The sequence below is a fragment of the Rahnella variigena genome (assembly GCF_003610915.1).
Taxonomy (GTDB): domain Bacteria; phylum Pseudomonadota; class Gammaproteobacteria; order Enterobacterales; family Enterobacteriaceae; genus Rahnella; species Rahnella variigena.
The window spans coordinates 2,037,524-2,064,496 of record NZ_NSDJ01000001.1 but is presented as its reverse complement, the minus strand read 5'-3'; the positions used below and the strand labels follow the sequence as shown (position 1 = coordinate 2,064,496).

The 26,973-nt window shown below is 51.7% G+C and carries 28 protein-coding genes; 12 read left to right on the top strand and 16 right to left on the bottom strand.

Annotated elements, in window-relative coordinates; translation table 11 throughout:
• Positions 1–195 precede the first annotated feature (195 nt).
• The 5 genes from CKQ54_RS09480 to CKQ54_RS09460 form a co-directional block, all read right to left on the bottom strand.
• The gene (locus tag CKQ54_RS09480; protein WP_112287625.1) at positions 196–993 is read right to left on the bottom strand and encodes an amino acid ABC transporter ATP-binding protein; all 798 of its coding nucleotides are present in this window, start codon (positions 991–993) and stop codon (positions 196–198) included.
• Entirely contained in the window at positions 990–1,973 is a 984-nt protein-coding gene (locus CKQ54_RS09475) for an amino acid ABC transporter permease (protein ID WP_120160330.1), read from the bottom strand. Before CKQ54_RS09475 ends, CKQ54_RS09480 begins: the two co-directional genes overlap by 4 nt.
• Positions 1,970–2,878 (bottom strand): ABC transporter substrate-binding protein, encoded by a 909-nt coding sequence (locus CKQ54_RS09470; RefSeq protein WP_120160328.1) that lies wholly within the window; start codon positions 2,876–2,878, stop codon positions 1,970–1,972. The genes CKQ54_RS09475 and CKQ54_RS09470 overlap by 4 nt, the downstream gene beginning before the upstream one ends.
• A 233-nt stretch (positions 2,879–3,111) precedes the next feature.
• Positions 3,112–3,906 (bottom strand): deaminated glutathione amidase, encoded by a 795-nt coding sequence (locus tag CKQ54_RS09465; protein ID WP_120160326.1) that lies wholly within the window; start codon positions 3,904–3,906, stop codon positions 3,112–3,114.
• 37 nt (positions 3,907–3,943) lie between these two features.
• A complete protein-coding gene (locus CKQ54_RS09460; protein ID WP_112287666.1) occupies positions 3,944–4,906 on the bottom strand; it encodes a substrate-binding domain-containing protein in 963 nt (320 codons plus the stop codon).
• A gap of 210 nt (positions 4,907–5,116) precedes the next feature.
• On the opposite strand from CKQ54_RS09460, the gene CKQ54_RS09455 reads away from it, so the two are divergent.
• On the top strand, positions 5,117–6,463 hold the full coding sequence (locus CKQ54_RS09455) for an aminotransferase class I/II-fold pyridoxal phosphate-dependent enzyme (protein ID WP_120160324.1): 1,347 nt from the start codon (positions 5,117–5,119) through the stop codon (positions 6,461–6,463).
• 4 nt (positions 6,464–6,467) lie between these two features.
• On the opposite strand, the gene CKQ54_RS09450 is transcribed toward CKQ54_RS09455, so the two are convergent.
• A complete protein-coding gene (locus CKQ54_RS09450) occupies positions 6,468–6,890 on the bottom strand; it encodes a GNAT family N-acetyltransferase (RefSeq protein ID WP_120160322.1) in 423 nt (140 codons plus the stop codon).
• A gap of 114 nt (positions 6,891–7,004) precedes the next feature.
• Here CKQ54_RS09450 and crcB point away from each other — a divergent pair, with 114 nt between their 5' ends.
• The 3 genes from crcB (at position 7,005) to CKQ54_RS09435 (ending at position 9,712) form a co-directional block, all read left to right on the top strand.
• A complete protein-coding gene (gene crcB, locus CKQ54_RS09445; RefSeq protein WP_112287619.1) occupies positions 7,005–7,388 on the top strand; it encodes a fluoride efflux transporter CrcB in 384 nt (127 codons plus the stop codon).
• A 470-nt stretch (positions 7,389–7,858) separates the two neighbouring features.
• Positions 7,859–8,515 carry a TetR family transcriptional regulator gene (locus CKQ54_RS09440; RefSeq protein WP_120160320.1) on the top strand — a complete coding sequence of 219 codons (657 nt, stop codon included), beginning with the start codon at positions 7,859–7,861 and terminating at the stop codon, positions 8,513–8,515.
• Between the two features lie 9 nt (positions 8,516–8,524).
• Positions 8,525–9,712 (top strand): multidrug effflux MFS transporter, encoded by a 1,188-nt coding sequence (locus CKQ54_RS09435; RefSeq protein WP_120160319.1) that lies wholly within the window; start codon positions 8,525–8,527, stop codon positions 9,710–9,712.
• 64 nt (positions 9,713–9,776) lie between these two features.
• Here the strand turns inward: CKQ54_RS09435 and cspE are convergent, their stop codons facing one another.
• From cspE to CKQ54_RS09415, 4 genes are all read right to left on the bottom strand, one after another.
• Entirely contained in the window at positions 9,777–9,986 is a 210-nt protein-coding gene (gene cspE, locus CKQ54_RS09430; protein WP_009636912.1) for a transcription antiterminator/RNA stability regulator CspE, read from the bottom strand.
• 177 nt (positions 9,987–10,163) lie between these two features.
• Positions 10,164–10,907 (bottom strand): DUF2076 domain-containing protein, encoded by a 744-nt coding sequence (locus CKQ54_RS09425; protein ID WP_120160317.1) that lies wholly within the window; start codon positions 10,905–10,907, stop codon positions 10,164–10,166.
• 215 nt (positions 10,908–11,122) lie between these two features.
• On the bottom strand, positions 11,123–12,253 hold the full coding sequence (locus CKQ54_RS09420; RefSeq protein ID WP_120160315.1) for an ABC transporter substrate-binding protein: 1,131 nt from the start codon (positions 12,251–12,253) through the stop codon (positions 11,123–11,125).
• Positions 12,254–12,456: 203 nt separating this feature from the next.
• Positions 12,457–14,547 (bottom strand): prolyl oligopeptidase family serine peptidase, encoded by a 2,091-nt coding sequence (locus tag CKQ54_RS09415; protein ID WP_120160314.1) that lies wholly within the window; start codon positions 14,545–14,547, stop codon positions 12,457–12,459.
• Positions 14,548–14,857: 310 nt separating this feature from the next.
• Between CKQ54_RS09415 and CKQ54_RS09410 the strand changes: the two genes are divergently transcribed.
• Positions 14,858–15,103 carry a hypothetical protein gene (locus CKQ54_RS09410; RefSeq protein WP_112287613.1) on the top strand — a complete coding sequence of 82 codons (246 nt, stop codon included), beginning with the start codon at positions 14,858–14,860 and terminating at the stop codon, positions 15,101–15,103.
• A 39-nt stretch (positions 15,104–15,142) separates the two neighbouring features.
• Here CKQ54_RS09410 and CKQ54_RS09405 read toward each other — a convergent pair whose 3' ends face one another.
• From CKQ54_RS09405 to CKQ54_RS09385, 5 genes are all read right to left on the bottom strand, one after another.
• Positions 15,143–15,661 (bottom strand): cupin domain-containing protein, encoded by a 519-nt coding sequence (locus CKQ54_RS09405; RefSeq protein WP_120160312.1) that lies wholly within the window; start codon positions 15,659–15,661, stop codon positions 15,143–15,145.
• 24 nt (positions 15,662–15,685) lie between these two features.
• Positions 15,686–16,039 carry a hypothetical protein gene (locus tag CKQ54_RS09400; protein ID WP_120160310.1) on the bottom strand — a complete coding sequence of 118 codons (354 nt, stop codon included), beginning with the start codon at positions 16,037–16,039 and terminating at the stop codon, positions 15,686–15,688.
• Between the two features lie 68 nt (positions 16,040–16,107).
• Complete coding sequence (locus CKQ54_RS09395; RefSeq protein ID WP_120160308.1) at positions 16,108–17,175, bottom strand: diguanylate cyclase; 1,068 nt, start codon at positions 17,173–17,175, stop codon at positions 16,108–16,110.
• 232 nt (positions 17,176–17,407) lie between these two features.
• A complete protein-coding gene (locus tag CKQ54_RS09390; RefSeq protein WP_113876250.1) occupies positions 17,408–17,803 on the bottom strand; it encodes a (R)-mandelonitrile lyase in 396 nt (131 codons plus the stop codon).
• A 209-nt stretch (positions 17,804–18,012) separates the two neighbouring features.
• Positions 18,013–18,597: a winged helix-turn-helix transcriptional regulator gene (locus tag CKQ54_RS09385; RefSeq protein WP_120160306.1), complete on the bottom strand. Its 585-nt coding sequence runs from the start codon at positions 18,595–18,597 to the stop codon at positions 18,013–18,015.
• A 440-nt stretch (positions 18,598–19,037) separates the two neighbouring features.
• Here CKQ54_RS09385 and CKQ54_RS09380 point away from each other — a divergent pair, with 440 nt between their 5' ends.
• The 6 genes from CKQ54_RS09380 (at position 19,038) to CKQ54_RS09355 (ending at position 25,314) form a co-directional block, all read left to right on the top strand.
• The gene (locus tag CKQ54_RS09380) at positions 19,038–19,565 is read left to right on the top strand and encodes a fimbrial protein (protein ID WP_112287608.1); all 528 of its coding nucleotides are present in this window, start codon (positions 19,038–19,040) and stop codon (positions 19,563–19,565) included.
• A gap of 89 nt (positions 19,566–19,654) precedes the next feature.
• Positions 19,655–20,332, top strand: coding sequence for a fimbrial biogenesis chaperone (locus CKQ54_RS09375; RefSeq protein ID WP_120160304.1), 678 nt, complete (start codon positions 19,655–19,657; stop codon positions 20,330–20,332).
• Between the two features lie 101 nt (positions 20,333–20,433).
• The gene (locus CKQ54_RS09370; protein ID WP_120160302.1) at positions 20,434–23,016 is read left to right on the top strand and encodes a fimbria/pilus outer membrane usher protein; all 2,583 of its coding nucleotides are present in this window, start codon (positions 20,434–20,436) and stop codon (positions 23,014–23,016) included.
• 14 nt (positions 23,017–23,030) lie between these two features.
• The gene (locus tag CKQ54_RS09365) at positions 23,031–24,041 is read left to right on the top strand and encodes a fimbrial protein (protein WP_244220190.1); all 1,011 of its coding nucleotides are present in this window, start codon (positions 23,031–23,033) and stop codon (positions 24,039–24,041) included.
• Positions 24,042–24,136: 95 nt separating this feature from the next.
• A complete protein-coding gene (locus CKQ54_RS09360) occupies positions 24,137–24,583 on the top strand; it encodes a fimbrial protein (RefSeq protein WP_147412479.1) in 447 nt (148 codons plus the stop codon).
• 23 nt (positions 24,584–24,606) lie between these two features.
• Positions 24,607–25,314 carry a helix-turn-helix domain-containing protein gene (locus CKQ54_RS09355; protein WP_232829824.1) on the top strand — a complete coding sequence of 236 codons (708 nt, stop codon included), beginning with the start codon at positions 24,607–24,609 and terminating at the stop codon, positions 25,312–25,314.
• 8 nt (positions 25,315–25,322) lie between these two features.
• Here the strand turns inward: CKQ54_RS09355 and CKQ54_RS09350 are convergent, their stop codons facing one another.
• Positions 25,323–25,886 carry a sugar O-acetyltransferase gene (locus CKQ54_RS09350; RefSeq protein WP_120160296.1) on the bottom strand — a complete coding sequence of 188 codons (564 nt, stop codon included), beginning with the start codon at positions 25,884–25,886 and terminating at the stop codon, positions 25,323–25,325.
• Between the two features lie 315 nt (positions 25,887–26,201).
• Here CKQ54_RS09350 and CKQ54_RS09345 point away from each other — a divergent pair, with 315 nt between their 5' ends.
• Entirely contained in the window at positions 26,202–26,915 is a 714-nt protein-coding gene (locus CKQ54_RS09345; protein ID WP_120160294.1) for a DUF2461 domain-containing protein, read from the top strand.
• Positions 26,916–26,973: the final 58 nt, after the last annotated feature.

The following is a 26,973-nucleotide window of genomic DNA, read 5'->3' as shown; positions in this document are numbered from 1 at the left end:
TGAGCGTGAATAGCCTGCTCATAAAGTAATTCTGTCTTTATTTACAGCAAAACCACTTCGACTTTGATTTCGACCCGTTTTACACGCCCGATTAGCCCGCCCGACCATGTGGTGTTTGAGGCGAAGAAAAACGGGCGGAACCGGGTTGAAATAGCAGAGTAAAACTATCGCTTTCCCGTGTTCTGCCCGCCGTTATCAGATGAAGCGGCTCAGGAATGCCTGCGTGCGAGGATGCTGGGGATTCACCAGCACCTCATCTGCCGCGCCCTGCTCAACCACCACCCCGCGATCCATAAACACCACTCGGTCCGCTGCTTCTTTCGCAAAACCGATTTCATGGGTGACCACAATCATGGTCAGCCCCTGCTGCGCCAGATCGCGCATAGTCGCAAGCACCTCGCCCACCAGTTCAGGGTCAAGCGCTGAAGTCGGTTCATCAAACAACATCAGTTTAGGTTTCACTGCCAGCGCACGGGCAATCGCGACGCGCTGCTGTTGTCCGCCGGAAAGATGGCGCGGATACGCATCGGCCTTATCGCTCAGCCCGACCTTTTGCAGCAACTCACGTGCATATTTCTCTGCGTCCTGACGGCTTTCTTTATGCACGCCGACCGGGGCTTCAATAATGTTTTGCAGCACGGTCATGTGCGGATAAAGATTGAATTGCTGAAACACCATGCCGATATCCCGGCGCTGGCGCGCAATCGCCCGTTCAGGCAATTTATGCAAACGGTCGCCGCGCAGCTCATAACCGATTTGCTCACCGCCCACCATAATAGAGCCGCGATCGATATCTTCCAGATGATTAATACAGCGCAGGAATGTCGATTTACCTGAGCCTGACGGCCCGAGGATCACCACCACTTCGCTGGGTTTCACATCCAGATCAATGCCTTTCAGCACTTCATTATCGCCGTAACTTTTATGTACGTTACGGGCTGTCACCAGCGATGCCGGTTCGGATGACTGTGCGTCGGATAATAGTTGACTCATAAGTCCTCCTTTCGGGCCAGACCCGGCGAGTTAATGATCGGCGCGGTTTTTTCTTCCGCATTACTCTGACGTCGCTTCGCATTAGGCAACGTCCGGCGCGTACCCCGGGAATAATAGCGTTCTATCGCCGACTGTCCGAGATTGAGCAATGACGTGATAAACAGATACCAGATCACGGCCACCATCAGCATCGGTACCACTTCAAAGGTGCGGTTATAGATGGTTTGCACCGAATACAGCAAATCACCCATGGCGATAACACTGACCAGCGACGTCGCTTTAATCATGCTGATCAGCTGATTACCGGTCGGAGGGATAATCGAACGCATCGCCTGCGGAATGATGATCCGGCGCAACGCGCGACCACGGCTCATGCCGAACGCCTGCGCAGTTTCCGCCTGACCGTTATCCACCGATAACAAACCGGCGCGGATGATTTCCGCCATATACGCCGCTTCGTTCAGCGCCAGACCGGCAATCGCTGCCGTCAGCGGCGTGATCAGATCATTGGTATTCCAGCTCAAATATTGCGGACCAAACGGGATACCGATCACCACCCGAGGGAACAGCGTCGACATGTTGTACCAGAACAGCAATTGCACCAGCAGCGGCGTACCGCGGAAGAACCAGATGTACAACCCTGCCAATCTTCGCAGCAGCATGCTGTCGGACAATCGGGCAATCGCCAGCATCAGGCCGATGAAAACACCGAGCACCATTGAGACCACGGTAAGGCCGAGCGTGACGCCCAGGCCTTTGATGACTGTGCCTTCCGTAAACCACTGCGCCACCACATGCCATTCGAAATTGGGATTGTGAGAGACAGCCCAGAGAACATCCGCGGCAATCAGCACCACCACTATCCAGGCAATCCAGCGACCGTAATTCCGCGGTGCATGGGAAAACTCAACGTTACGTCGTGGATCCTGCGTATAGTCGTCCTTGACTGCCGGCTTTGAACTATACGGTTTATCAGTCATTTAGCCTGCGCCTTTGCCAGGTTGATGCCCGGTGCCGGGATCATATTGCCTTCCAGCCCCCATTTTTTCATGATGATGGCGTAAGTGCCGTTATCGAACAATTTCTGATAACCGGCAAGGATCGCATCACGCACTGGGGAATCTTTAGCCACCACAGTGCCTTGGAAGATATCGCCAAATCCGTTGGATTTACCGGTGCCGGTCAGCTCAAGCTGGCCGTTGGCTTTTTCGACGAAATACGTCAGCGGTGCCTGAGAAGAGAAGAACGCGTCGGAACGGTTTGAGCGCACAGCCAGAATTGACGTCGGCTGATCGCTGAAAGATTGCACCGTGACTGCCGGTTTACCGTCTTTCACACACACATCCGATTGCTTGCGGATAACCTGTTCAGCGGACCCGCCCGCCATGACAGCGATGCGTTTACCGCAGGTATCATCAAGAGAAGTGATCTTTTCCGGATTACCTTTGCGTACGCCGAACACCACGTATTCTTTCACAAAATCAATGAAATCATTTTTCGCCTGACGATCCGGATAGTCACCAATCGGGCCGATGCCCATCTGGTAACGACCTGCCGCCATACCGCTGAGGATGCCAGATAAACCGCTCACGGAAGCATGTTCAATTTTCACACCTAACACTTCGGCCAGCGCGTTTGCCAGATCGGCGCTTGCACCATCCAGACCGTTTGCGCCGGTGACGATTTCATACGGAGGGAATGACCCGTTATTCACCGACGTCATCACGCCTGACTTTTGAATATCCGCAGGTAATTTAGCGTGGATCGCCGGATCCATCGTCTGCGTCGGGATGGTCACATTTTCAGCAGCCAGGGCATTCATGGAAGATACGGAAAGTAATGCAGCAGTCAGAACAGCAGCCTGACGTAATTTTTTTGCCATCATTCTCTTATTTCCTCTGTCGAAAAGTCGGTCTGTGAGTTTATGAATGTTGTGTATTTATAGTGAGTGCCTTCCGTGGCGGGATTCCGGATGCTTCTTTTCGAAGCTTTTTCTATGGCTTTTACTATGGCTATTAAAAACAGCTTTAGCCTTTTATTTATAAAACAAACGCATTCCCTGGTGAGGGCGCTGTACTGCATGAAATCAGTGGCCGCCGTTGAGGACCGGCAGCGAAATCAGTCCTGACGCAATTGCGGTAAACCAAAGCGGCGGTTTGCCAGCACCGGTAACACCTTGCGGGCATGTGCCAGACGATCTTTGTCCAGTTCGGCAAACACCAGCGCCGGGGCTTCTGCTGCGCGGGCAATGGCCACACCCAGCGGATCGACCACCATACTGTTGCCGATATTACGCTCGCCACACTCGCCCACTGCCACCATATAAGTGGTGTTTTCCAGTGCGCGCGCCGTGACCAGCACTTCCCAATGCATTTCTTTCAGCGGGCCTTTCACCCACGCGGCAGGCAGAACCAGCACGTCTGCGCCATCCAGCACCAGACGACGCGCCAGTTCCGGGAAACGCACGTCATAACAGGTCATCAGGCCGACGTTAAAACCGGCGACATTGACCAGCGGCGGCACTTCATCGCCAGCCGTAACATTTTTCGATTCCTGCGATGAAAAGGCATCATAAAGATGCAGCTTCTGGTATTCAGAGATAATTTCGCCATTACGGATGGAAATCAGCACGTTATAGGCTCGACCATCCGGTGCGGGCGTGTGCACGCTCATCATGGTGGTCATCTGATTGCCACGGCTGGCGGCGACCAGCTGGCTGACAAACGGGCCATCCAGAGGCTGAGCCGCTTTCAAAACCAGATCCGGATCGGTGATGTCGCGCGCCAGAATGCCTTCCGGCAATACCAGTAAATCCGCGCCCGCTTCCAGCGATTTCGCCATCAGCGAAAGACAAGTTTCGACGTTCGCTTCCCATTCGCGGGAAACGGCAAACTGACCTAATGCAACTTTCATCTTTACTCCCCTGTCGCCTGAGAGTTCAGGCAAGTGGTTAGATAGTATTGGCAAATTGCGGGAACAACTCCTGCGGCGTCAGGCGCTTAGCCGTCAGCCCCTGAGCATGTAATTCATGAGCAAAATCGTCGATCATTTTCTCGTTGGCCGCGTAACCGTTTGCATTCCAGTTCGCGGGTAAATCGATGACCGTACGACGTAAATCGTCCAGCAACCACGGTGTGGTATCGGCATATTTAGCACGCTTATCCATCCAGACCTGATAAGAACGGTCGATAATTTCGCTCAGTGCCTGCGGTAACCACGGGTGTTCTTCGGCCAGTGCGGGTTTGATCGCCAGCAGGTGAATGCCAGGGATGTAACCGACGCGATTAAAATAGGCCAGTTCGGCGGCACGGAAATCCGGCTGGAACTGACGGAAACCGGAGTCAGGCTTGAAGAAACCGTCAGGCATGAAGGGCGTGAAAATCGCGTCCAGCCAGCCTTCCTGCAACAACTCCATCATCGGGCGCTCTTGCGGCACCGCTTCAATACGGCCTTCACGACCAAAACCGGCCAGACGATCCACAACCGGATGCGCTTCGGTCAGACGACCGACATACCAGTTCGCATCTTCAATGCCCACGCCTTCCAGCGCCAGCAACGTGCGGGTCCAGGTATTGCCGGAATCCTGCCAGCCGGTCAGTCCGATACGTTTACCTGCCAGCTGAGAAAGTTCGGTCAGCGGGCTGTCTTCGCGGGTGATAATGCAACGCTGGCGGAAACCGCGCATCAGGAAATGCGGTATTGCCAGCAAATCGGATTCGCCCCGCGCACGCCCTTGTGCGTAGCGGCTGAAAGAGACTTCACCCGCATCGTATTTATCGCTGCTGCCCAGATTATCGACCAGCGTACCCACGCGATCGATTTCAAGATTAAAGCCTTCCGGTTTGAGGTCGCCCAACGCCAGCGGCGTAAAATAATCCCAGTCACGAACTGCCAGCCTGATGGTAATCGTCACATCTGTCCCCTTAAGTGTCAGCATGGTTGATATGCAGAAAAACAACTGTGCGTTTACAAACCTTCCGGCAAACACACCAAATTCTTTTACGAAGGAGACCATCTTCATCGTAATGTGATTATTTTATCGCCTCCTCTGGCTAAGTTTGATACTAATGGCATAAATTAATATGTACAATAGATTCTTTGTTACTGAACAAAAGGCGAGAAAATGGCAGAAAACCCCCTCGAAAAAACGCTGGATGCACAATGGTTAGCGACGCAATTACAGGATCGTTCCATGCGGGGCATTGCAATTGAAACCGCGGCGATGATCCGCTCCGGCGTGATTGAAATCGGAACGCACCTGCCCGCCGTCCGCGAACTGGCACAGGCGCTGGGGGTCAGTCCGGCCACGGTATCCGCCGCCTGGGGGCAACTCCGCAGACAAAAAGTGATCGCCGGTCGCGGGCGTAACGGCGTCTGGGTGTGCGGGGACATGCTGTCGCCGAGACCGGCGCGGTTCGAGAAAATCGGCAATTTTGGCGAACATATCATTGCGGATCTGGCGCTGTCTTCGCCGGATCCTGAACTGCTGCCAAACCTGCTCGAAGCCATGCAACACGGCGTTGGCGCTGATAATCTCAACAGTTATCAGCGTGAGGCCATCGCGCCGTCTTTGCTTGAAGCGGCTAAACACGACTGGCCTTATGACGCGCCGGCGTTTATGTCTGCGGATGGGGGTTTTGACGGGATGAACCTGACGCTGCAAACCTTGCTGATGCAGGGTTCCGTGGTGGCTATCGAAGATCCGACCGCTACCCGTTTGCTGGATATGTTGGACAATCTGGGCGCACAGGTCATTGCAGTGAAATGTGATGAGTTCGGCCCGCTGCCGGAATCCCTGGTTCAGGCGCTGCTGAAAAATCCTTCCGCGTTTATTTATCAGCCCCGTACGCACTCACATTGCGGTCACGCCATCAATGCGGAGCGTTATGCTGCGCTGGCGGAAATTCTCAGCCAGAGCAATACGCTGATCATTGAAGATGACGGCATCGGACAATTGTCCTGTCATCCGCCGCTCAGTATGGGCAGTCGCCTGCCTGACCGGACGGTGCATGTCCGCTCTTATTCCAAAGCTTACGGGCCGGATTTGCGGCTGGCCGTTATTTCAGGATCGAAAGATTTAATCAAACAAATCAAATCATTCCGTAACTTTGGTGCCGGCTGGTCGAGCCGTATTTTACAGGAAGCACTGGCCTGGCTGATTAAAGATCCGAAAACGCAGGAAGGTATTTCGCACGCCAAGAGTGTGTATGCACAGCGCCGTAAAGCCATGTCCGATGCCTTACGCATACGCGGGATTAACATTCCCGAACGCGACGGGCTGGCGATGTGGATCCCGGTGCCATCGGAGCAGTTCGCACTGGTGACAATGGCTGCGCGGGGGATTGCCGTTCTGCCCGGCGAGCGCAGCCGCATCGGACCGGGGCAGTTTATCCGTATCAGTACCAGTCAGGTGAAACCGGAACAGGTTGATTTAATTGCCGATGCTTTGGTTCTGGCAATGGGTGCCTGATGACTTACCGTTTTTTTAGCAAATACTTCGGCGACTCTTCGTACTGCGCCCGCGCATAGAACTGGTGGGCGCGCACGCGGCGGGTATGGCTGTGAACTTCCATACGGTCACAGCCGCGCTCCGCCGCCAGCCGTTCTGCTTCATCCAGCAATTTCTGGCCGATACCGCCGCCACGACACTGGTCACTGACGCATAAATAGCTGATACGGCAGAATTCTCCGGCCAGGGCGATTTGCGGGATATAGTGCAACGAGATTAAACCCACCGCTTTGCCGTCTGCCTCAGCGACCAGCAGACAACTGTCCGGGTTCGTCGCCATTTTTACCACACGTTCTGCTATAGCTTCCGGCGTGTTGGGATAATCCAAATCGCCCAGCAATTGCGCCAGAATCTGCGCGTCTGAAACAACACCTTCTCTGATTAGCATGGCATTTTCCTGGTTACATACTGTTTCTGTATCGTGGCTACACAAGCCTCAGGACGCGAGGTAAACTTAGCGCCAGGCCCTTTCTGAATTCATCTGCTTTTTTAAGGCATTACTATGTTTAGCACCTTACTTGCAGTTTTTATTGGCGGTGGTATTGGCAGCGTGGTTCGCTGGTATGTCAGCCTCAAAATGAACGGGATGAGCCCGGTTCTGCCCGTGGGTACACTGACGGTGAATCTGGTCGGCGCTTTTATTATTGGTCTGTGTATCGCCCTTTTCACCCGTCTGACCCATATTGATCCGGTGTGGAAACTGCTGATCACCACCGGTTTTTGCGGCGGTTTAACCACCTTCTCCACCTTCTCACTGGAAGTCGTGTACATGTTACAGGATGGCCGTTTTGGTGCCGCCCTGCTTAATATGGCGCTCAATCTTGCCGGTTCCCTGGCCATGACGTTACTGGCCTTCATGCTGGTCAGCTGGTTCAGCGCGCACTGATACTATCTTCCGGCGATGCTTTTTTTATGACAAAAGGCATCGCTGCCCTAAATTTGTGACACAGGTTCTTATCCTTCCGACGTTTCTTAATGTTTCCTTCATCTTCTGTACCGATAATAGCGTCAGTTCACTCTGGTCTATTTTCGAGGTATGGCATGTTTTCTGTTCCAAAAACGTCTTCTGAGCTTCTGGTTGTTGCTCTCTGTATTCTGACTGTTGTCGCTTTTTTACAGGCATACTTTGCCTGAATAACAATGCCTTGCCCGTAGTGTTATCACTTCTCCCTTTTCCGTAAGCGGCGCATTCCTCTGGGTTGCGCCGTTTGCATTTCAGCGTCGTGCGTAATGGCGCTGAAACTAAACGTCACTTTTCATTCCATTCATAATACAAATATTTACCTGTTCCTCCTTATTGCCTATACTTGAGAATGATCGTTCACAGTCACTGTCCGCAAAATTCTCAGGTAAATCATGCTTCACCCACAACAATGCAGTAAAGACGCGCGCATCAGCGCACGGCGCGACCAGATTATTGCCGCAGCACGCCTGTGTTTTCGCAAGCACGGCTTTCACGGTGCCGGCATGGCTGAAATCGCTAAAACTTCACTGCTCAGCGTGGGACAGATTTACCGCTATTTCGCGAATAAAGACGCCATCATCGAAGAGATTGTGCGCCGCATCGTGATGAAAAAAATCAGTCTGATGACCGGCAATGCCCATAATCTGCAGCAGGTGGCACACAATCTGGCCTACCGCCGGATTGGCAATCTCAGCGCGCCTTATAAAGAAGAACTGTGCGTGGTTCAGCAAGAACAGGCAGAAATTGACCACGCATTAATGCTGGAAGTGGCCGCAGAAGCCACACGCAATCCTGTCGTGGAAAAAATCTGGCGCGACTCTGAAAAACAATTGTTCAACGAAGCAAAGTCTCTGCTCAGTGCCACTTTCCCGCAATTTTCAGAAGCTGAAATGACGGCCAAAGTGGAAACTTTAGCAGTGATTTGTGAGGGCACCGCATTTCGTCGACTGACGACAATTCACGCCGACGCGGAGCTTCTGGAAGCCATCTACCATCGCTACTTTCAGAGCCTCTTCGAAACGGATTTAATCACCAGCAAACCGGAATAAACCTTTACCATGAGCGCTCATCTGCAAGAAAAACGCCTCGGTTATGCCCTGGTGCTAGGCTCCCTCGCCGCACTGGGTCCCTTATGCACCGATTTATACCTTCCCGCTCTGCCAGAAATGGCAGGCGATCTGAATACCACAACCGCCAGCGCGCAACTTAGTCTGACCGCCGGTTTACTCGGCCTCGGTTTCGGCCAGTTACTGTTTGGCCCGCTGAGTGACCGCTATGGCCGTATGCGACCTTTATTATGGTCACTGGCTTTATTGCTGGCCGCGTCAGTCTGGTGCGCCGTGGCGCAGGATATCAGTCAGCTGATTGTCGCCCGTCTTTTACAAGGGATCGCCGGTGCCGGAGGTGCCGTGTTGTCACGCGCAGTCGCGAGGGATTTATATAACGGACATGAGCTGACACGTTTTTTTGCGTTGCTGATGCTGGTCAACGGGCTGGCACCGATTATCGCGCCGGTACTTGGCGGCGCCTTACTGAACTGGGTGAACTGGCGGGGAATATTCGGCGTACTGGCGTTCATTGCCATCTTACTGTTCAGCTTCTCATCGCTGAAACTGCATGAAACCTTAGCCCCCGAACGCCGTTCGCAGGGCGGCATTTTCAGCATGTTAGGCTCGGTATTTGGACTGCTGAAACACCGTCCGTTTATGGGTTTGTGCCTGACACAGGGCTTTATCATGGCAGGAATGTTTGCGTATATCGGCGCATCACCGTTTGTGCTGCAACAGATTTACCATCTCAGCCCGCAGATGTTCAGCCTGTGCTTTGCGATAAACGGCATCGGGCTGGTGATTTCTGCCCAGGTGTCTACCCGCCTGAGCCGTCGTTTTGGTGAACTGGCTCTGGTGAAAGCCGGTTTATGTATCGCCGCTGTGGCATCCGTTGCACTGGTCATCGCTGCAAGCCTTAACGCGCCGCTGGTGATGCTGCTGATCCCGCTGTTCTTCTCGGTGATGGTGATAGGAATTATCGGCCCGAATGCCGGATCACTGGCGATGCAAAGTCAGGGGAAAAACGCAGGCAGCGCTTCTGCACTGCTCGGGGTTTGTATGTTTGCGCTTGGCGCACTGGCGGTGCCGGTGACCGGTTTTGGCAGCCAGCCCGCGCTGTCGATGGGGCTGACCATTCTTGGCTGCTACGCGATTGCTATCCTGATGTTCGTGCTGCTGGTCCGAAAACCGGCGTAAACATTTCACGAATGACAGGCAAAAAAAAACCCGCTTCGGCGGGTTTTTTAGAATTCGGCTAAAGTCAGATAGCGATAACGTTAGCAGCCGACGGGCCTTTGGCACCATTGGTGATTTCGAACTCTACGCGCTGGCCTTCAGCAAGGGTCTTGAAACCGTTGCTGGAAATAGCAGAGAAATGAACGAAAACATCTTTGCTGCCATCTTCAGGGGTAATGAAACCAAAACCTTTAGATTCATTGAACCACTTAACGCTACCTTTAATCTTAGACATCAAACTTACCTTTACGTGAATGTTGGACACAAAATGTGTGTCAAATACAGTACAGCAACAGATTTCACTTTTGTCCAGAATTCTGATGGTAATAAGCGATAAAGCTCTCACTCCTGGCTTTCTGTTGCTTTGTTCTGCTGTCAAAAAGGCCTTTAATCGCCTTATGACATCAACCGGTTAGAAGAATGAGTCGTCATCATTGTTGAAATCGTCAGTGTCGAAATCATCATTTCCAAAACCCAAATCCGAATTATCATTGCGCAGCGAGGCATCTTCCCAGGAAGGCTGACCGCTATCAAAACTCTGATTATTGTCGAGGAAACTGCTGTCAGCCGGATTGAGATCCTGCACTGGCGGCTCTTCGATAATATTGACGATTTCCTGCGGCTGGCTGTGATGGAACATGCCGGTCAGCATATCCGCCAGCACCACACCGCCCGCGACACCGGCGGCTGTGCGCAGTGCGCTGCCTAAAAAGCCCGGCTGCTGAGGTGCGGCCTGAGCCGGAGCCTGCTGCTGCGGCTGTGCAGCATATTGTTGTTGCTGAGGCTGACTGCCCCACCCTTGCGTACCGGGAATAGGCTGGCTGCCCTGCGACGCCTGGCGCTGTGGCGCAGCCTGGGAGGAGCCGCCGCCAAACAAACCAGCCAGAAAACCGCTGCTTTGCGGTTTTGCGGTTTGCGCCTGCTGTTGCAGCTGTTCATTCTGCTGTTGCAGTTCCTGCACCTGCGCATTGAGCTTGGTCAGCGCCGCTTCCTGAATAATCATCGCCTGCGCCATGTAATACGGGGCAGACGGTTGCTGACGAATATGGGCCTGAATCACACGCTCAGCTTCCGCATCACGCGGTGCTGTATTGGACTCAGCCTGTTGTAAGCGACTAAAAAGCCCGTCAATTAAACGCTGTTCTTCAGATTGCATAAATTCACCTTGTTGATGTTTCGCACGACGCCTTATACGGTATTCACCGGCGTGATAACTCTACAGTAATACAGTTACATTTTTGTATGAATTAACGGAGTGTCAACAAATGTGACGGAGGTAAAGTTGGTGCAGAAAACATGCGGAGGGATTGAAAATCCGCCTGCGGGACCACAGGCGGAATCATCAGACCTGAGAAGGAAAGATGTCAGTCGTTACTTTTTCGGCGTCCAGCCCAGAATGAAATCCTGATCCGGCAGGTTAGTGAAGTTACGCACGATGTCGTGATACGTCTTCGCCGGATCCAAATCTTTGAACTGTTCCGGATAGATAAATTTCGCCAGATATTCCATGCCGACAATGTTGTACGGATGGTTATAGAACTGGTGATAAACGCCATACACATGGTTGGCGCTTACCGCCGGGATCTGCGCAACGCCGGTACGGGAGAGCAACACTTTGGCTTGTTTATCCACATCAGCTTCATTCGCGCCATAACCGAATGGCAAAATGTGCGTCACAGAACCGGAAGCCGGACGCGCAGAACCGGTCATAATGTAAACGTCCGGTTTCATGCTGATGACTTGTTCCAGAGAAACCGTGCCTGATGCGCCCGGCAGCAGTTTAGAACCAATATTATTGGCATCAACGGCCTGGATCAGTTTACCCCAGCCAGCATTTCCGTGGGTAAAGCAGCAGGAATCGTCACGTCCGGCAATCGGCTCGATAAACACATTAGGCCTGGTTTTAATCGCAGCGACAGCCTTTTGAATAGCCTGGAAGTGCTCATTATAAAACGCCGTATAGGCGCGGGCATTGTCTTCCTGGTTCATCACTTTACCCAGCAGCTCAATGCTCGGCGCGGTATTTTTGGCCGGATCCAGTTCGTAATCCACGAACAGCACCGGAATATGCAACGCAGCCAGTTTTTCCAGCACGCCAGCCTGCGCCAACGAGTCTTTGGCACGCGTCTGGGCAATCATCAGATCCGGTTTTTTGGCGATCACCGTTTCCAGATCCACTTGCCCCTTATCGCTGAATCCCATATCAAGGATGTTTGCTGAGTCAGGCCATTTGCTTTTCAGCATGTCCCAGGTGCCGCTGTCCGTTTTCTTCAGCAGATTATTCCACGCCACCACGTGCTGGAACGGGTTGGCTTTATCCAGTACGGCCAGCGCCAGCAAATCACGCCCGTCCTGCAAAATCACACGCTGCGGCGCTTTATCAATTGTGACCTTTTGCCCGGCCATATCGGTCACGGTCAGCGGATAGGTGGTAGCAAAAACGGAGAATGAGGCAGCCATCAGACCTGCGACAGACAGCACGCGAGCGGTGTTCTTTAACATGCGATTACCCGAAGATGAGAATGAATAAGAAATGATTTTGATAATTGTTATCAAGTGAAGCCGAAATAATAAACATGGAAGGATTGGCGGGGCAATGTTTTTAGGATGAATATTGGCGGTTAAAACATGTCGAAATATTAACGGGATACCGTAATGGTATCCCGTTTGGCTTAAGTCACCGAATCACTGCATCGGCTTTCTTTCTATACTTTACGTCCAATGAAGTGCAACAAAAACTCACTCACCATCACGCGCTTAAACGCAGACTGCGCCTTGTCTGCCGCCGCACTGTGGCCCCCGTCGGTATTCTCATAAAAATACACATCCGGGATGCCCATTGCCTGCATTTTGGCGGCCATTTTTCGTGCATGGTCAGGTCCCACGCGATCATCGCTGGTGGCAGTGGTTATCAGCACCGGCGGATATTTTTTCGTCGCATCAAGATTATGATACGGCGAAAACTCGCGGATAAATGCCCACTCTTCTGGCTTTTGCGGGTCGCCGTATTCGGCAATCCACGAAGCGCCTGCCGAAATTTGCGTATAACGGTACATATCCAGCAGCGCAACTTCACAAACAATCGCCCCGAATAGCTCCGGATAACGCGTCAGCATATTGCCGACCAGCAAACCGCCGTTGCTGCCACCCTGCGCCGCCAGATGTGCCGGAGAGGTGATGTTGCTGGCGATGAGCGCTTTGGCGACTGAGGCGAAATCCTCATACGCCCGCAGACGTTTTTCTTTCAGTGCCGCTTTATGCCATTCCGGCCCGTATTCACCGCCGCCACGGATATTGGCGACCACAAAGACGCCGCCGCGATCCAGCCACGACACGCCGCTGACGCCGAGATAATACGGATCCAGCGAGACTTCAAAGCCGCCGTAACCATAAAGGAGCGTCGGATTTTGCCCGTCGTACACCACGTCTTTGCGACAGATAACAAAATACGGCACGCGTGTGCCGTCATCAGATTGCGCGAAATGCTGACTGACCTGATAACGCGATGCATCAAAATGCGACGGATCCTGTTTCAGCAGTTCAGCCTCCGCCTCCACGCCGTTATCCAGATTACCGAGTGATAAACTCGCCGGTTGCAGGAACCCGCTGACCGTCACGAAATATTCGTTGGTGTCGTCATCCACGCCCCAGGCATGGATTTTGCTCAGCTCCGGCACCTTGCCGAACGGTTCACGCCGCCATTCACCGTTTTCCGGCGTCAGCACTTCGAGGCGGTTGACCACATCATGCGTGATACTGAGGATAATGTGATCGCTGGTGAAGGAATAACCGTTTAGCTGGTCGCGGGTTGCCGTCACACCGCTGAGAGACGAATGCGCCCCCGGCATAAACAGCGGTTTCAGTGCGCGTTCCCCGGCCAGAAACGCCTCAAAGTTTACGGTCAGCAGTGAGCCGGAAGGCCATGTTTCACCGTTAATCTGCCATTCGCTGGAAGGCTGGATCAGCAGCCAGTCGCGCCAGGTACTGAATTTGGCATCCGTTGGCAAATCAATCCGGGTCAGCTCTTTTTGTGCATTGAGCACAAAGGCCTCACGGTGATAAAAGTCGATAACGCGCACCACAAAATCGCGTTCAAACCCTTTAAAACTGTCGTGATAACCGGCCGCCAGCATGTCTTTCTTATCTGCGCTGAATACCGTTTTGGCTTCTGAGAGCGGTGTGCCGCGCTGCCAGATTTTTACAATGCGCGGATAACCGGAATTGGTCAGCGAGTCTTCGCCAAAGTCTGTGGCGACAAACAGATGGTCATGATCAATCCAGCCGGTACGGCTTTTGGCGACCGGCAGGAAAAATCCGTCAGAGACAAATTCCAGCGTCCGCAAATCAAACTCACGCACTTCAGAAGCATCGCCGCCATCCGGTGACAGAAAAATCAGCGCCCGGTTGAAATCGGGCTTCAGCGCAAAGACGCCGTGATATACCCAGTCTTTTCCTTCTGCTTTGCCCAGTGCATCGATGTCCAGCACGGTTTCCCACTTCGGCTGCGGTTTACGAAACTCGTCGAGTGTGGTTCTGCGCAGTAATCCTTTGGGATTCTGCGCATCCTGCCAGAAGTTGTACCAGTCATTGCCGCACTTTGAGACGACCGGGATCTGCTCCGGAGAGTTCAGCCCTTGCAGCACTTTTTCGCGCAGAGGCGTAAATTCGCTGCCTTGTGTGAAAGCCGCCAGCGTAATGGCATTTTGTTCGTGCGCCCATTCGAGCGCTTTTTCGTTACGCAATCCTTCCAGCCAGATGAAATCATCCTTCGGCACAGATAATGAATCAGTTGTCATGATGTTCAGCCCTGAAAATCAGAAAGGATTCAGAAATACCTGTTTTATCGTTGTCATTTCAAGTCTTTTTGCTTTCGTTTTCATTTCCAAAGTCCGTTCCGAATAAATGCATTTTGTCCTAATTAATCCATTATGCGATCTGTGAAAGTTCTTCCTGCCTCTTTTGTGAGTCAGTTCAAGCATTGAACCTATCGGAACGCCTATAAAGAAATCATTACTTTGTGATGACAAAACATGACGGACTTATGAGTTAAAAAAGAGGCAGAAAGACTCACGAGAAATCAGACAGAAACACGAAAGGAGTGAGAATATGGAATGGAAAATCATAGATATCCTGAGCATCCCTCAGACGGGACTGAAGTATATCTGCATTCAGGCGTTCAGAAATCTGAAGCTGATCCTGTCTGTGGATAACGATTTTACCCTGAAAGCCGGTGATACTTTAGAGATCACGCCGGAGGGTTATTCCCTCAATCATCATCAGGCGCAAAGTCTGAAGATCCACAAGATGATGCCTTATTGTCAGCAACGCTGGCAGTCGCTTTCCATCCAGTAATTATTGAGAAATTAATGGAAAGTACAGAAAGACCGGTTTCTACACCGGTTTTTTTATTTGCTGTCTTCTTACATCGGAAAGACCATCGTGCCCGCCAAATTCCTGCTGCGGAACATCCTGCCAGCGGTCTTTGCGCGTCGCCTCATATTCCTGATTGAGCGGATAATAAATCCGGTTTTCCGGTTTATTGGCTTCACCCACGACCAGCAACCGCACTTCCTCATCCGTGTTATTGATGAAGGTATGGCAAATCCCCGTACCGTGCGGAAACGCTACCGCATCACCTGCGTTCAGCCGGTGCAATGTGCCGTTGATCCAGGCGTCAGGATGCCCTTCCAGCACATACACAAATTCATCTTCTGCACTTTCAGCATGGGCGTAACAGGTACGACGGCCAGGCAACAGGCGTTCATGATGAATGCCAATGCGCGTCAGTCCGAGCGTTTTGCCGAGCGGCGCGCCAATCGACATCAGCTCGTCATCGCCAGGATAATTGCCGTCGTCAGCGCCTTCGAGCTCAGTCCAGTGACGGATAAAATCAGGTCTTTCCTTGCTCATAAAACCTCCGAGTCAGTTTTAAACTCAGTAAAGTGAAGGAGACTTCTGCTGTATTGAATAAGAACTTTGGGTCTGAACCGTTTCTTTTGGCAAGCAGGCGAAGCGGATATGCATCTTTTCGCCGTCGTCACTTTCGCCCAGCGTCTGGAATTTGCCGCTGCAGAATTCGAAGATCTTCTTGTAAGTATCCGCGCGACGCTGGCGTTCAAGTATCGAAAACACTGACGTGGTATAGCTCGCCTCGCCCTGTGCAAATGATGCATCGTAATTCGCAGGCCGGTAAGTTTCAGCGCCAACGGGTTTATCTATTGATGAGCATCCTGCCAGAACACCCGTCACTGCAACTGCTGCCACCATCATTATTTTAATATTTTTCATTTTTCATCCGGGAAAATATTTGTTCATTCGTGTATGTCGTTATGTCGCTAATAGTGTATTCAGTATAGTCAGGCGACGGCTTCTGCCCTGCCCGCGCTGCCAATACTGTTTTTACCATTACGTTTTACATTCATCAGCGCACGTTCCGCTGTCGCCAGCCACTGATGATAATCCTCATGATGTTTTGATGTCGCCACACCAATACTCAATGAACACTGAAACCCTTCATCCTGCGATAAACGAATTTCAGAGGTTTTCAGTAATAACCGGTAACCGACGGCATAAGCTTCTTCCTCCGAAACGCCCGGCAGAATAACCACAAATTCATCGCCACCCAGAATAGCTGGAAAATCATTCAGCCCCGTTTCCTGACGCAAAATAGCGGAAACCGATCGCAACACATAATCGCCCGCTTCGCGCCCGAACAGATCATTCACCATTTTCAGATCGTCCACGCCCAGCACCATCAGACAGGCCAGGTCATGTTTAGAACGTTCAAATTCCAGCATCAGTCGCCGGTCAAGTAACCTTCTGTTGGGCAAACCGAGAAAAGGATCCATCAGCGCCGATTTCTCCAGCTCATGCTGTTTATCGCGCAGCTTTCTTGAGATGGAATAATTGGCTGCGCTGAACGCAATAATGTAAATCGTCGAAAGAGGCAATGTCAGCCATAACGTCCGGTCAGTGACGGTGGTATAGAAGGTCATCCCGGTGAACGGCCAGCAAACAATAAATCCGATGCAGTAAAACAGCGCAGCGCGGCGCAGTAACTGCCAGCCTCCGGCAGAGAACCGGTCAGCAATGAGTATTGAGGTGATCACCGCCGAGGGCAGCAAACAAACCCCCATCTGCGCCACCCACGCGCCACCGGCAATCGCATCAAACGCCAGATTTCGAAATTCAGCCTGATTGGGGTGTTTAGACCGCTGGGAAATCATCATCGCGACATGTGGCCAGACAAAGGCATTCAGCGTCAGCAAAAAGATCGCAATCCAGGAAGCCCCCCGTTCCAGAAGAACGGAAAGGATCGGCAAAAAGCACAGGAACGTGCCCAGCATGCGCATAAAGTACATTCGGCGTAAGAAGCGATCTGAACGCTCGCGAACAAGGCTTTCACCGGGAGAATAATATGGCATACCTGAAGCGACTCTTAAGTTGATGTCTATTTATAGTAGTCGAGTTGCTTATGAGAGAGCTACAGAAAGCATGGGTTTCAATAGCCCGAACAGCGGGGTTTTTAGGCGTAAATCGGAGGGATTGATCGTTAATGCGCGAATTTAGGTTAAACAACGAAATCCTGACCAGCAATACCGGACAGGATTTGAGTGAACGCAGCCAAAAAACTGCGTCCTGAGGCAGGGTGGAAAATTATTTTGAGTACTGAGCGTCAGTCACTTTTTCCATCCACTCAACCGGGCTGCCGTTCAGAGATTCGGCAATCGCGATGTGGGTCATGGCATTTTCAGGAGTAGCACCGTGCCAGTGTTTTACGCCTTCCGGGATCCACACGATATCGCCGACATTCATCTCACGGATTTCACCGCCTTCTTCCTGCAACCAGCCACGCCCCTGCGTGATAATCAGCGTCTGACCCAGCGGATGCGTATGCCATGCGGTACGCGCACCCGGTTCGAAAGTCACTGTTGCACCGCCGACGCGGGCGGATTCCGTGCCGCTGAAAGGCGAATCGATACGCACCTTACCGGTGAAATAATTCTCCGGCCCTTTTTGTGAAGGCACAGAACCGCTTTTGGTGATTTTCATTTTATCAGTCATTTCATTCTCCACTTCGGCACAGACTGTCGCTGGCCGTTTGATTGTCAGGTAACAATATCGCCCTTAGCGGGCAGCCACCAGAGGGCTAATCAGAATGGTGTTATGAATTTTATTCATGAATGACTTACGTAAAATTCCGCAGGGATGACTTTGCTTCTTTTAGCAAAAATAAACGCGGAGATAATCAGAGCAAGCACTTAATATCGTGAAGGAATACGGTTAATCGTTTTTAAAATGCCTTTCTCCATAGCGATATAACCCCCGGTTTTCAGTTGCGCGAGGATTTTCATGATGGTACTTCGCGAAAGAAAGGTACGGTTCATCACATAGGAAACAACGGTGATATTATTCCTGACCTCCTCCGGTTCATACATCAACTCATACAGCTGATAACAAATAATTTCATACGAGGACAGCGCAGAAATCTTGGCGCAGTGATCATAAACCCGTGTGGCGGTATAAATTAATAACTGCGCCAGACTGCGCCATAAATTGTTTGTCGATACAATCTGATTCGCCAGCTCGACAGGCAGTAAGCTGACCTGCGAATGTTCATGGATGCGGATAAAAAGATAATCCGGATCAGTATATTGGGTACTTATTCCAAATACATACGGCGCGGATTCAGAATTTAATACCATGCCATCGATTTTACGGTGCAGCATCACGTTGCCGCTGTGTAATAAGAAGCAATTCTTTTGTTTATCAGCGGAATAACTCAGCGAGTCCCTGACATTCGTTTCGAGAATGTGTGAGACCGGAGAAAGATGTTCGATTAACATTTCAATTTCTTTCAGGGGCTTTTTGTCTCTGACACTGCAATTATCTGTAAAAAAAGGTTTTATATCTCGTTGCACGTGATTCCCTCCACGATTTTCCAGTACTACCAGGACTTTTCTTGCGCAGGGATTATGCGAAAACCCGTTAAATTATAAAGTTATTTGTGGGTGTAAAATTACACTCATAAATATCTTGTATAGATCCTCAAACTTCAATCAAAATCGCCGCCAGCAACCGCAGTCATAAGTATTTCCGCATCGGTTTATATCTGAGCGTTTTAGTAAGTTATTTAACTTTCAGCGGAGATTGCTTGAGGCTGCCGGCACTGCAAAAAAAACATAACACATCATGGACACTTTGAATTTCAAAGTGATGGGATTTATTTACCCTAAATCCAGCACTTTATTTTCTTAGTCAGATTCATTCATTTAAAGGAATTATTATGAAAAAGAATTTAATCAGTCTCGCTGTTATTACTACCGCTATTTTTTGGGGTGCTTCAGCGATGGCGGCAGGCGGTCAGGTGAACTTTACGGGTGAAATTATCGATGCCGGTTGCGACATCGTGAATACCCCAAGCTCTCCGCTGAATGTCGTCATGGGTCAGGTGGCAAAAAGTGAATTTACCGGGGCCGGTTCTACCGCTGCACCGACCAAATTCACCCTGGTGCTGACCAACTGCCCGGCAACTGTCTCTACGGCAAAGATTAAATTTGACGGTTCCAGTGTGAATGGCGATACCAGCCTGCTCGCACTGACTCAGCAAGCAGGCGTAGCGCAAAACGTGGCGATTCAGCTGACCGATGACACCAATACTCTGGTGCCACTGTTCACTGAAACCAAAGCGTATCCGCTGACCAGCACCCAGGACAACAATCTGGAGTTCATAGCACGTTACATCGCTACGTCCGACACTGTTAACCCAGGCCCTGCTAACTCCGTCGCGAATTTCTCTGTGATTTACAACTGATCCTTCGTCGCCCTTCACCGGGCGACTGAGTTTTATTTCTGGCCGTCAGACTCTGCCGGCCAGTATTTCTACGTTATCGGAAATACATTATGAAAATGTTCCCATGCACATTACTGGCCGTGACGCTGGTCTGCGCCACATCCGCACAGGCCGGGGTTGTCGTCGGTGGTACGCGTCTGATCTATGACGGCGGCAAGAAGGAGTCTTCACTGAGCGTCAGTAATCCGGACAAAAAACCTTACCTGATCCAGACCTGGGTAGAGGCCGCCGGAACGGGCGCTGAGAAAGCTCCTTTTATGGTCACACCGCCGCTGTTCCGCCTCAACAGCGGACAACAGAACGTGCTTCGCGTCGTTCAGGCCGGTGGCAATCTGCCGTCTGACAAAGAATCCCTGTACTGGATGAATATCAAATCCATTCCTGCGGCGGAAAGTAATGATCATCAAAACACATTACAGATTGCGGTGAAAACCCGCATCAAGCTGATTTACCGGCCAAAAGGCGTGACGGGTGTACCGGAACCCGTCACTGAAAAACTTCACTGGCAGCGCAACGGGAATACCTTGCAGGTGAGCAATCCGACGCCGTTTTACATGAACTTTATGCAGGTGAAAGTGGGCGGGAAAGACGTGAAGGATGTGACGTTCGTCGCCCCCGGTGGCACTGCCAGTTTCGCTCTGCCCGCTGGCGAGAATGCAGGTAGCGTCAGCTGGAAAATCATCAGTGATTACGGCGGTATCGGGGATGAACATACCGCTGCCCTGTGATTCACTTTTGCAAAACCCGTCAGCACAAAACACCTGCGCCCAAACATAAATATGAAGCCAGAAGGCGGCGTTCTCAGCCCTTCCGGCAGGGGAATACACGGATGAATCGCCACAAACAACAGGGAAAGTCCCCATTTTTTCAGCCTTTGAACAGCCTCGCCTGTCTGATCGCCAGCCAGCTGGCCCTTTACGCAGGGACCTCTTTTGCCGTTCAGGCAGGTGAGACCTTTAACCCGGCATTGCTTGAGATTGAAAGCCCGGGTCAGGGCAGCACCGACCTGTCGGTATTTGAAACAAACTCAGGTCAGTTGCCCGGTACCTATCGCGTTGATATTTATCTCAACAATGAATTGCAGGATACCCGGGACGTGGAGTTCCATACGCAGAAAATGGCCGACGACTCCACGGTTCTGGCGCCCTGCCTGACCCTCGCACAACTGGAAGACATGGGCATCAAAACGCCGTTGTTTCCTGAGCTGGGCAACGCGCAGACGCCCTGCGTCAATCTGGATGCCATCCCGCAGGGGAAAGCCGAATTTCGCTTCAGTGCGCAGCAACTGTTACTCAGCGTACCGCAGGCGGCGATAACGCAGAAAGCCCGCGGAAATGTACCTGAAACTCAGTGGGATAACGGCATCACTGCCGCTTTGCTCAATTACAACCTGAGCGGCGCGGACAATTCTGCCCGCAGCCACACCGGCACCAACAGCAGTACGCAATACGCCAATTTGCGCCCCGGTCTTAATATCGGCCCCTGGCGGCTGCGTAATTACACCACCTGGGAGCATGACGGCAGCGGCAAAGATAAATGGGATACCGTTTATACCTACGCCACGCGCAGCCTTATTTCGCTGAAAAGTCAGATGACGATCGGGGACAGTTCTTCGCCCGGTGACATCTTTGACAGCGTGCCGTTTCGCGGCGTGCAGCTGGCATCCGACGATGACATGCTGCCAGAAAGTATGAAGGGATATGCGCCGGTAGTGCGGGGGATTGCGCGCACCAATGCGCAGGTCATCGTGCGCCAGAACGGCTACGTCATCTACCAAAGTTACGTTTCCCCCGGGGCATTTGAAATCGCGGATATGTTCCCGACCGGTGGCTCCGGCGATTTATACGTGACCATTAAAGAAGCCGATGGCAGCGAGCAGTTGCTGGTGGTGCCCTTCGCCTCATTGCCGGTGTTACAACGTGAGGGCCGCCTGAAATACAGTCTGACCGGCGGACAGTATCGCGCGTATGACAACAATGTTGACGCGACACCTTTTGGTCAGGGGACAGCTATTTATGGTCTGCCTCATGGCCTGACGGCCTACGGCGGCAGCCAGTTTTCCAGTCATTATCAGTCGGTGACGCTGGGCATGGGCAAGAATCTGGGCGACTTCGGCGCCTTTTCTTCTGATCTGACGCACGCGTGGTCAGCGATGGAAAATCAGCCCCATGTCAGCGGTCAGTCCCTGCGGGTGCGCTACAGCAAAAACATCGTACAGACCGGCACTAACTTCGCGATTGCAGGTTACCGATACTCCACTGACGGTTATTACAACCTGCAGGAAGTGATGGATACCTGGCGGGATCAGAATGCTGAACTGCCTGCCGGACGACGCCGTAACCGCAGCGAAATGACCATGAGTCAAAACCTGTGGCAGGGTGCCGGGTCGTTTTCCCTGAGCTGGATTAGCGAGAATTACTGGAACAGCGGGCGTTCAATGCGCTCAGTCGGGGTCGGCTACAACAACAGCTGGCGCGGGATCAGTTACGGGCTCAATTACAGCTATAACGAAAATGCCAGCAGCAACAGTCACGATGGCACCGACGGAAAACGTGTTTACGACCGGGATCAAATCATCGGTTTCAACATCAGCGTGCCGTTAAGTTTATTCGATGCCCCGGTGTACGCCACTTACAGCTACAACACCAGCAAACAAGGAAATACCACGCATACCGTCGGGCTCAACGGTTCAGCGCTTGCTGCCAATAACCTTAACTGGAATGTGCAGGAAGGCTATGGCAGTCAGGGCACGGGAAACAGCGGCAATATGAACGCCGATTACCGGGGTACCTACGGCGAAATGACTGCGGGTTATGCCTATGACCAGAACCGTCGCCGCCTGAACTATGGCATTCAGGGCGGCATTTTGGCTCATGAAAACGGCATCACGCTCGGTCAGCCGATGGGCGAAACCCTTGCGCTGGTTCAGGCTTCCGGTGCCAGCGGTGTCAGCATCAGCAATCAGCCTGGCGTAAAAACCGACTGGCGCGGTTATGCCATCGTTCCCTACAGCAGTCCGTACCGTAAGAATCTGGTGCAACTGGACACTGAAACATTGCCTGACGATGTTGAACTGCCCCAGACCACGCAGACGGTGATCCCGACCCGCGGCGCGGTCGTGCGTGCCCGTTTTGCGGCAAGCGTGGGCCTGCGCATGATGATGACATTGCAGCGCCAGAATGGCTCACCGGTACCTTTCGGTGCCACGGTCAGTGATACGGCGCAGAAAACCGCGCAGGGCTTTATTGTCGGCGACGCCGGACAGGTCTATCTGACCGGCATGGCAGAAAGCGGTTCGCTGCTGGCGAAATGGGGAAACACCCCGGCGGAACAGTGTGCCGTGCATTACAGCCTGGCAAAACCATCGACAGACTCAACAGGCGTTCAGGTGCTGAACGCGCAATGCAGGTAAGGGAAAGGATACCGATGATGAAAATAATCAAAAAAATAGTGATGCTGGCCGGTTTACTCGCCGGACTGAGTTTTCTTTCACCCGCTGCGCTGGCGGCCAATACCGGTTGCACCAGCTCGCCAAATATTCCGGGTGTCGCAACGCTCGGTAGTATCGCGGTGGATGCCAGTTTACCCGTTGGATCGACCATTCCCGGCACGGAGAAAGTGTTCGCTTTTGCCGGTAACTGCGCGGCAATCAGCGGCGTCCCTCAGGGCGCGGTGATCATCACCTGTTATTACGGTAGCGGGACAGAAATCAGCGGTATGCCCGGCGTTTATAATACCGGCGTCAGCGGCATTGGCATTACGCTGGTCAATTCCGCCGGACAACGTGTCGTGGGGGCGGGCACGAGCTGTGATACCCGCAACACGCCGCTGGGATATATTTCCAATACGCCCGGAAAAACATTTTCTGTCAGCATGACTCTGGCGCTGGTTAAAACGTCTGCCACCATCGGCACCGGCTCGCTTAACCAGTCGCAGACTAAATTCGGTATCGGCATGTATAACACCGGCTGGGGTCTGGGCAGTTCGACCGACAGCTCCGTTTCTTACGCGGGGAATATTATCTATCGAAGCGTTTCCTGCTCAACGGGAAGTACTGTCCCCGTTCCGCTGGGCGATATCCCGGTGAATGCCTTTACCGGCCCGGGTTCTACTGCAGGCGACAGAAACTTCCTCATTCCGGTGACCTGCGATAATCCGGTCAATATCACAATGAGCATGAGTTCCCCTGCCTATGCGTCTAAACCAGACGGCGTGATGGCTATCACCAGCGGCACCAACAATGCGACAGGCATTGGCGTACAAATGCTTTTCAATAATATGCCGGTGACGTTTGATAATTATTTTCAGGCTGGCGCTGTTTCAAATTCAGGTGGCACGCTGAACGCGGCATTCACTGCCCGCTATTATCAGGTCTCAGATGCGGTGATCCCGGGACAAGCCAACGCCTCCGCCACTGTCACACTGGCGTATCAATAATGAAAATGAACCTGCAAAGATTTAAAATCTTATTCGCATCCGGCTGTGCATTACCCGTAATTCTGTTTTCAAATCAGGTAAGGGCTACCGATCTCGTGAATATCAACGTCACAGGGAATATCGTTGCCGCGCCCTGCTCTGTCGATACCGGTTCGGTCAGCCGGACGGTAAACTTCGGGCAATTAATCGGAACAGATTTACGTACTGCGGGTGCCGCTTCGGACTGGAAGCCCTTTCAGGTCAGACTGAACAATTGTCCCGCGACCACCGTGAGTGCAACCGCCACCTTTAGCGGCGCAGTGTATCCGGGCGATCCTGCGCTCTTTCTTAACAGCGGCTCTGCCGCCAATGTGGCGATTCAGGTGGTGGATGACGCCACAAAATCCAGCGTAAAAGGCAGCGGCAGTACAATGACGGTCGGTATTGATCCGGTTCAGCACAACGCCATTTTCGCCCTGGCCGGACGGGTTATCGCCCCCGCGGGCAGTGCCGGTTCCGGGGATATTAACAGCGTGATGCTCATGACGTTTACTTATCAGTAACGGTTAAATCCACTGGAGCCGTGGTGCCCGACCTGCAGAGAATTGTGCTAAATTTAAAAGAATTCTCTGTCACCCTGGCACTTGCAATGAAAGACCCTACGACGCTGAAAAGTGAACACGATACAAGCCTGCTCTATGCAACGGCTGCACTGTTTGAGAAACTCAGCCCGTATCTGGAATTCAATATAGTTCCTGCGCAGACGCGCTTTGATTTATTCAAAAACGGTACGTCATATTGTTATTTCGTCCGCAATGGCTGGTTCAGCATTCATCACAGTGCCGATCCTGTTTTACTTGGCACATTACAGTTACCGGGCATTATCGGTATAGGCGGTGCGATACCGGAATCAGCGGGTTTGTATATTGAATCGAAGGTAGAATCAGAAGTGGCGATGACTACCGTTCCAGAAATGCACGCGTTAATTAATGAGCTTGATTTATGGGAGATGTTATCCAAACATATTTTCAGAATGACCGGCAGTATATTCACCAAAGGTGTATTGCTCACCGGTAATTCATCTTATGAAATCATTCGTTTTCATCTGATAGAACTGATGAATGAACCTGAGGAAATTCGTAATATTACCGTCGCCGTAACCTATGTTCAGCAAAAGACACGTCTTTCCCGCAGTACTATCATGAAAATGCTCGCCCAGTTAAAACAAGGTGGCTATGTCACCCTGGAAAACGGCATTCTCAAAAAAGTACATAAGCTGCCCCTGAAATACTGAACAGTCAGTCAGCCTCCCTGCGCATTATCACGGATTATCCGGCATGGGTTGCCACAGGCGACTGCGCCCGCAGGCACAGAGCGGGTCACCACACTGCCAGCGCCAACCGTGCAACCATCACCCAGCGTCACGCCAGGCAAAATTATGCAACCGCCGCCAATCCAGACATCATTCCCGATACTCACCGGCTGTGCGCTGCCAATATGTTCACGCCGCAGATCAATATCCAGCGGATGTTGTGCGGTATAAATCTGCACGTCAGGCCCGATGAAAACGTTATTTCCTATCGTGACCGGTGCGCAATCGAGCAGAACAAAATTGAAATTGATGAAAACATTATTGCCGAGCGTGGTATTGATACCGTAATCAATGCGCATGCCTTTTTCGAAATGTACATTGCTGCCCACCTCACTGAAAATCGTTCTTATCAGCGCATCTTTCTCAGGCGCCTGGCGGGCACTCAGCGCATTAAACTCATCAACTTTATCGCGGGTCTGATAACGAATTTCACGTAATTCCGCATCATTGATTTGGTAATCCAAACCTTGGATCATTTTTTCTAATTCACGCATTTATCACTCCCTGACCATACTGATACCCACAATGAATATCAGGTTAATTTGCTGCCTGATATTACGCATTTTTTCCCGGATAGGGGATTTCTTTCGATGAGTTATGACGATAACCGGAAGTGTCCGGCGGGGTGAGGCAAGGAAAGGCACATATATACACCATCCTGCTGCGCCGGATTTTTTGTGATCGGGATCACCCCGGACAAATGAGCCTTATTAAAGGGAAAATATTTTACTTTTCAGTTTGCACTGAGTCCGGTCTGGCGTCAGGATTTACCCTGATTCCCCATTGGCAGTGATAAAGGCTTATCGATAATGACGACTCAGACACCTAAAACGCCGGTTGCGGCAGGGACAATTTTTAGCGCCGCCGGTCTGCAATTTCTGAATAAACTCGCGCAGAACAACACCCGTGACTGGTTTAAGGCTAATCAGGACGAATACGAGAACACGCTGAGAACCCCGGCGCTGCACTTTATCGAACAGATGCAGCCTGAGATTGTTGCTATTTCTCCAAGGCTGACTGCCGTCGCCAAGAAAGTCGGTGGCAGCCTGATGCGCCCGCAGCGCGACAGCCGGTTCAGCAAAGATAAAACGCCTTACAAAACCAATGTCGGCATTCAGTTTCGTCACTTTCAGGGCAAAGACGTTCACGCGCCCGGCCTCTATCTGCACATCGCCGAAGACGGCTGTTTTATTGCAGCGGGGATCTGGCATCCGGAATCAAAAGCCTTAAACGCCATTCGGGCTTGCATTGATGAGAACCCGAATGCCTATCAAAAAGCCCTTAAGACATTGCACGATAACGGGTTTGCGATGGATGGCGACAGCCTGGTCCGTCCGCCAAGAGGCTACGACAATAACCACCCGCTGTTAGCTGAATTAAAACGCAAAGATTATATCGCGATCAAAAATATCGCCTTTGAAGACTTGTGCAAACCAGATGTTGTCGATTTTTGTGCAGAACAGTTCAGGCATTGTGCGCCACTGATGGCCTATTTATGTTTTGCGCTGGAACTCGATTTCTAAGGCAGTATTTCTAAGCCAGCAGGAAATGGCGTGATGCGTTCCGGAGACATATTCTGTC

Excerpts from the sequence above, each read along its gene's own strand:
- CKQ54_RS09480 (WP_112287625.1), bottom strand. The coding sequence starts at position 993 with ATGAGTCAACTATTATCCGACGCACAGTCATCCGAACCGGCATCGCTG.
- CKQ54_RS09475 (WP_120160330.1), bottom strand. The coding sequence starts at position 1,973 with ATGACTGATAAACCGTATAGTTCAAAGCCGGCAGTCAAGGACGACTAT.
- CKQ54_RS09470 (WP_120160328.1), bottom strand. The coding sequence starts at position 2,878 with ATGATGGCAAAAAAATTACGTCAGGCTGCTGTTCTGACTGCTGCATTA.
- CKQ54_RS09465 (WP_120160326.1), bottom strand. The coding sequence starts at position 3,906 with ATGAAAGTTGCATTAGGTCAGTTTGCCGTTTCCCGCGAATGGGAAGCG.
- CKQ54_RS09455 (WP_120160324.1), top strand. The coding sequence starts at position 5,117 with ATGGCAGAAAACCCCCTCGAAAAAACGCTGGATGCACAATGGTTAGCG.
- CKQ54_RS09450 (WP_120160322.1), bottom strand. The coding sequence starts at position 6,890 with ATGCTAATCAGAGAAGGTGTTGTTTCAGACGCGCAGATTCTGGCGCAA.
- crcB (WP_112287619.1), top strand. The coding sequence starts at position 7,005 with ATGTTTAGCACCTTACTTGCAGTTTTTATTGGCGGTGGTATTGGCAGC.
- CKQ54_RS09440 (WP_120160320.1), top strand. The coding sequence starts at position 7,859 with ATGCTTCACCCACAACAATGCAGTAAAGACGCGCGCATCAGCGCACGG.
- CKQ54_RS09435 (WP_120160319.1), top strand. The coding sequence starts at position 8,525 with ATGAGCGCTCATCTGCAAGAAAAACGCCTCGGTTATGCCCTGGTGCTA.
- cspE (WP_009636912.1), bottom strand. The coding sequence starts at position 9,986 with ATGTCTAAGATTAAAGGTAGCGTTAAGTGGTTCAATGAATCTAAAGGT.
- CKQ54_RS09425 (WP_120160317.1), bottom strand. The coding sequence starts at position 10,907 with ATGCAATCTGAAGAACAGCGTTTAATTGACGGGCTTTTTAGTCGCTTA.
- CKQ54_RS09420 (WP_120160315.1), bottom strand. The coding sequence starts at position 12,253 with ATGTTAAAGAACACCGCTCGCGTGCTGTCTGTCGCAGGTCTGATGGCT.
- CKQ54_RS09415 (WP_120160314.1), bottom strand. The coding sequence starts at position 14,547 with ATGACAACTGATTCATTATCTGTGCCGAAGGATGATTTCATCTGGCTG.
- CKQ54_RS09410 (WP_112287613.1), top strand. The coding sequence starts at position 14,858 with ATGGAATGGAAAATCATAGATATCCTGAGCATCCCTCAGACGGGACTG.
- CKQ54_RS09405 (WP_120160312.1), bottom strand. The coding sequence starts at position 15,661 with ATGAGCAAGGAAAGACCTGATTTTATCCGTCACTGGACTGAGCTCGAA.
- CKQ54_RS09400 (WP_120160310.1), bottom strand. The coding sequence starts at position 16,039 with ATGAAAAATATTAAAATAATGATGGTGGCAGCAGTTGCAGTGACGGGT.
- CKQ54_RS09395 (WP_120160308.1), bottom strand. The coding sequence starts at position 17,175 with ATGCCATATTATTCTCCCGGTGAAAGCCTTGTTCGCGAGCGTTCAGAT.
- CKQ54_RS09390 (WP_113876250.1), bottom strand. The coding sequence starts at position 17,803 with ATGAAAATCACCAAAAGCGGTTCTGTGCCTTCACAAAAAGGGCCGGAG.
- CKQ54_RS09385 (WP_120160306.1), bottom strand. The coding sequence starts at position 18,597 with ATGTTAATCGAACATCTTTCTCCGGTCTCACACATTCTCGAAACGAAT.
- CKQ54_RS09380 (WP_112287608.1), top strand. The coding sequence starts at position 19,038 with ATGAAAAAGAATTTAATCAGTCTCGCTGTTATTACTACCGCTATTTTT.
- CKQ54_RS09375 (WP_120160304.1), top strand. The coding sequence starts at position 19,655 with ATGAAAATGTTCCCATGCACATTACTGGCCGTGACGCTGGTCTGCGCC.
- CKQ54_RS09370 (WP_120160302.1), top strand. The coding sequence starts at position 20,434 with ATGAATCGCCACAAACAACAGGGAAAGTCCCCATTTTTTCAGCCTTTG.
- CKQ54_RS09365 (WP_244220190.1), top strand. The coding sequence starts at position 23,031 with ATGATGAAAATAATCAAAAAAATAGTGATGCTGGCCGGTTTACTCGCC.
- CKQ54_RS09350 (WP_120160296.1), bottom strand. The coding sequence starts at position 25,886 with ATGCGTGAATTAGAAAAAATGATCCAAGGTTTGGATTACCAAATCAAT.
- CKQ54_RS09345 (WP_120160294.1), top strand. The coding sequence starts at position 26,202 with ATGACGACTCAGACACCTAAAACGCCGGTTGCGGCAGGGACAATTTTT.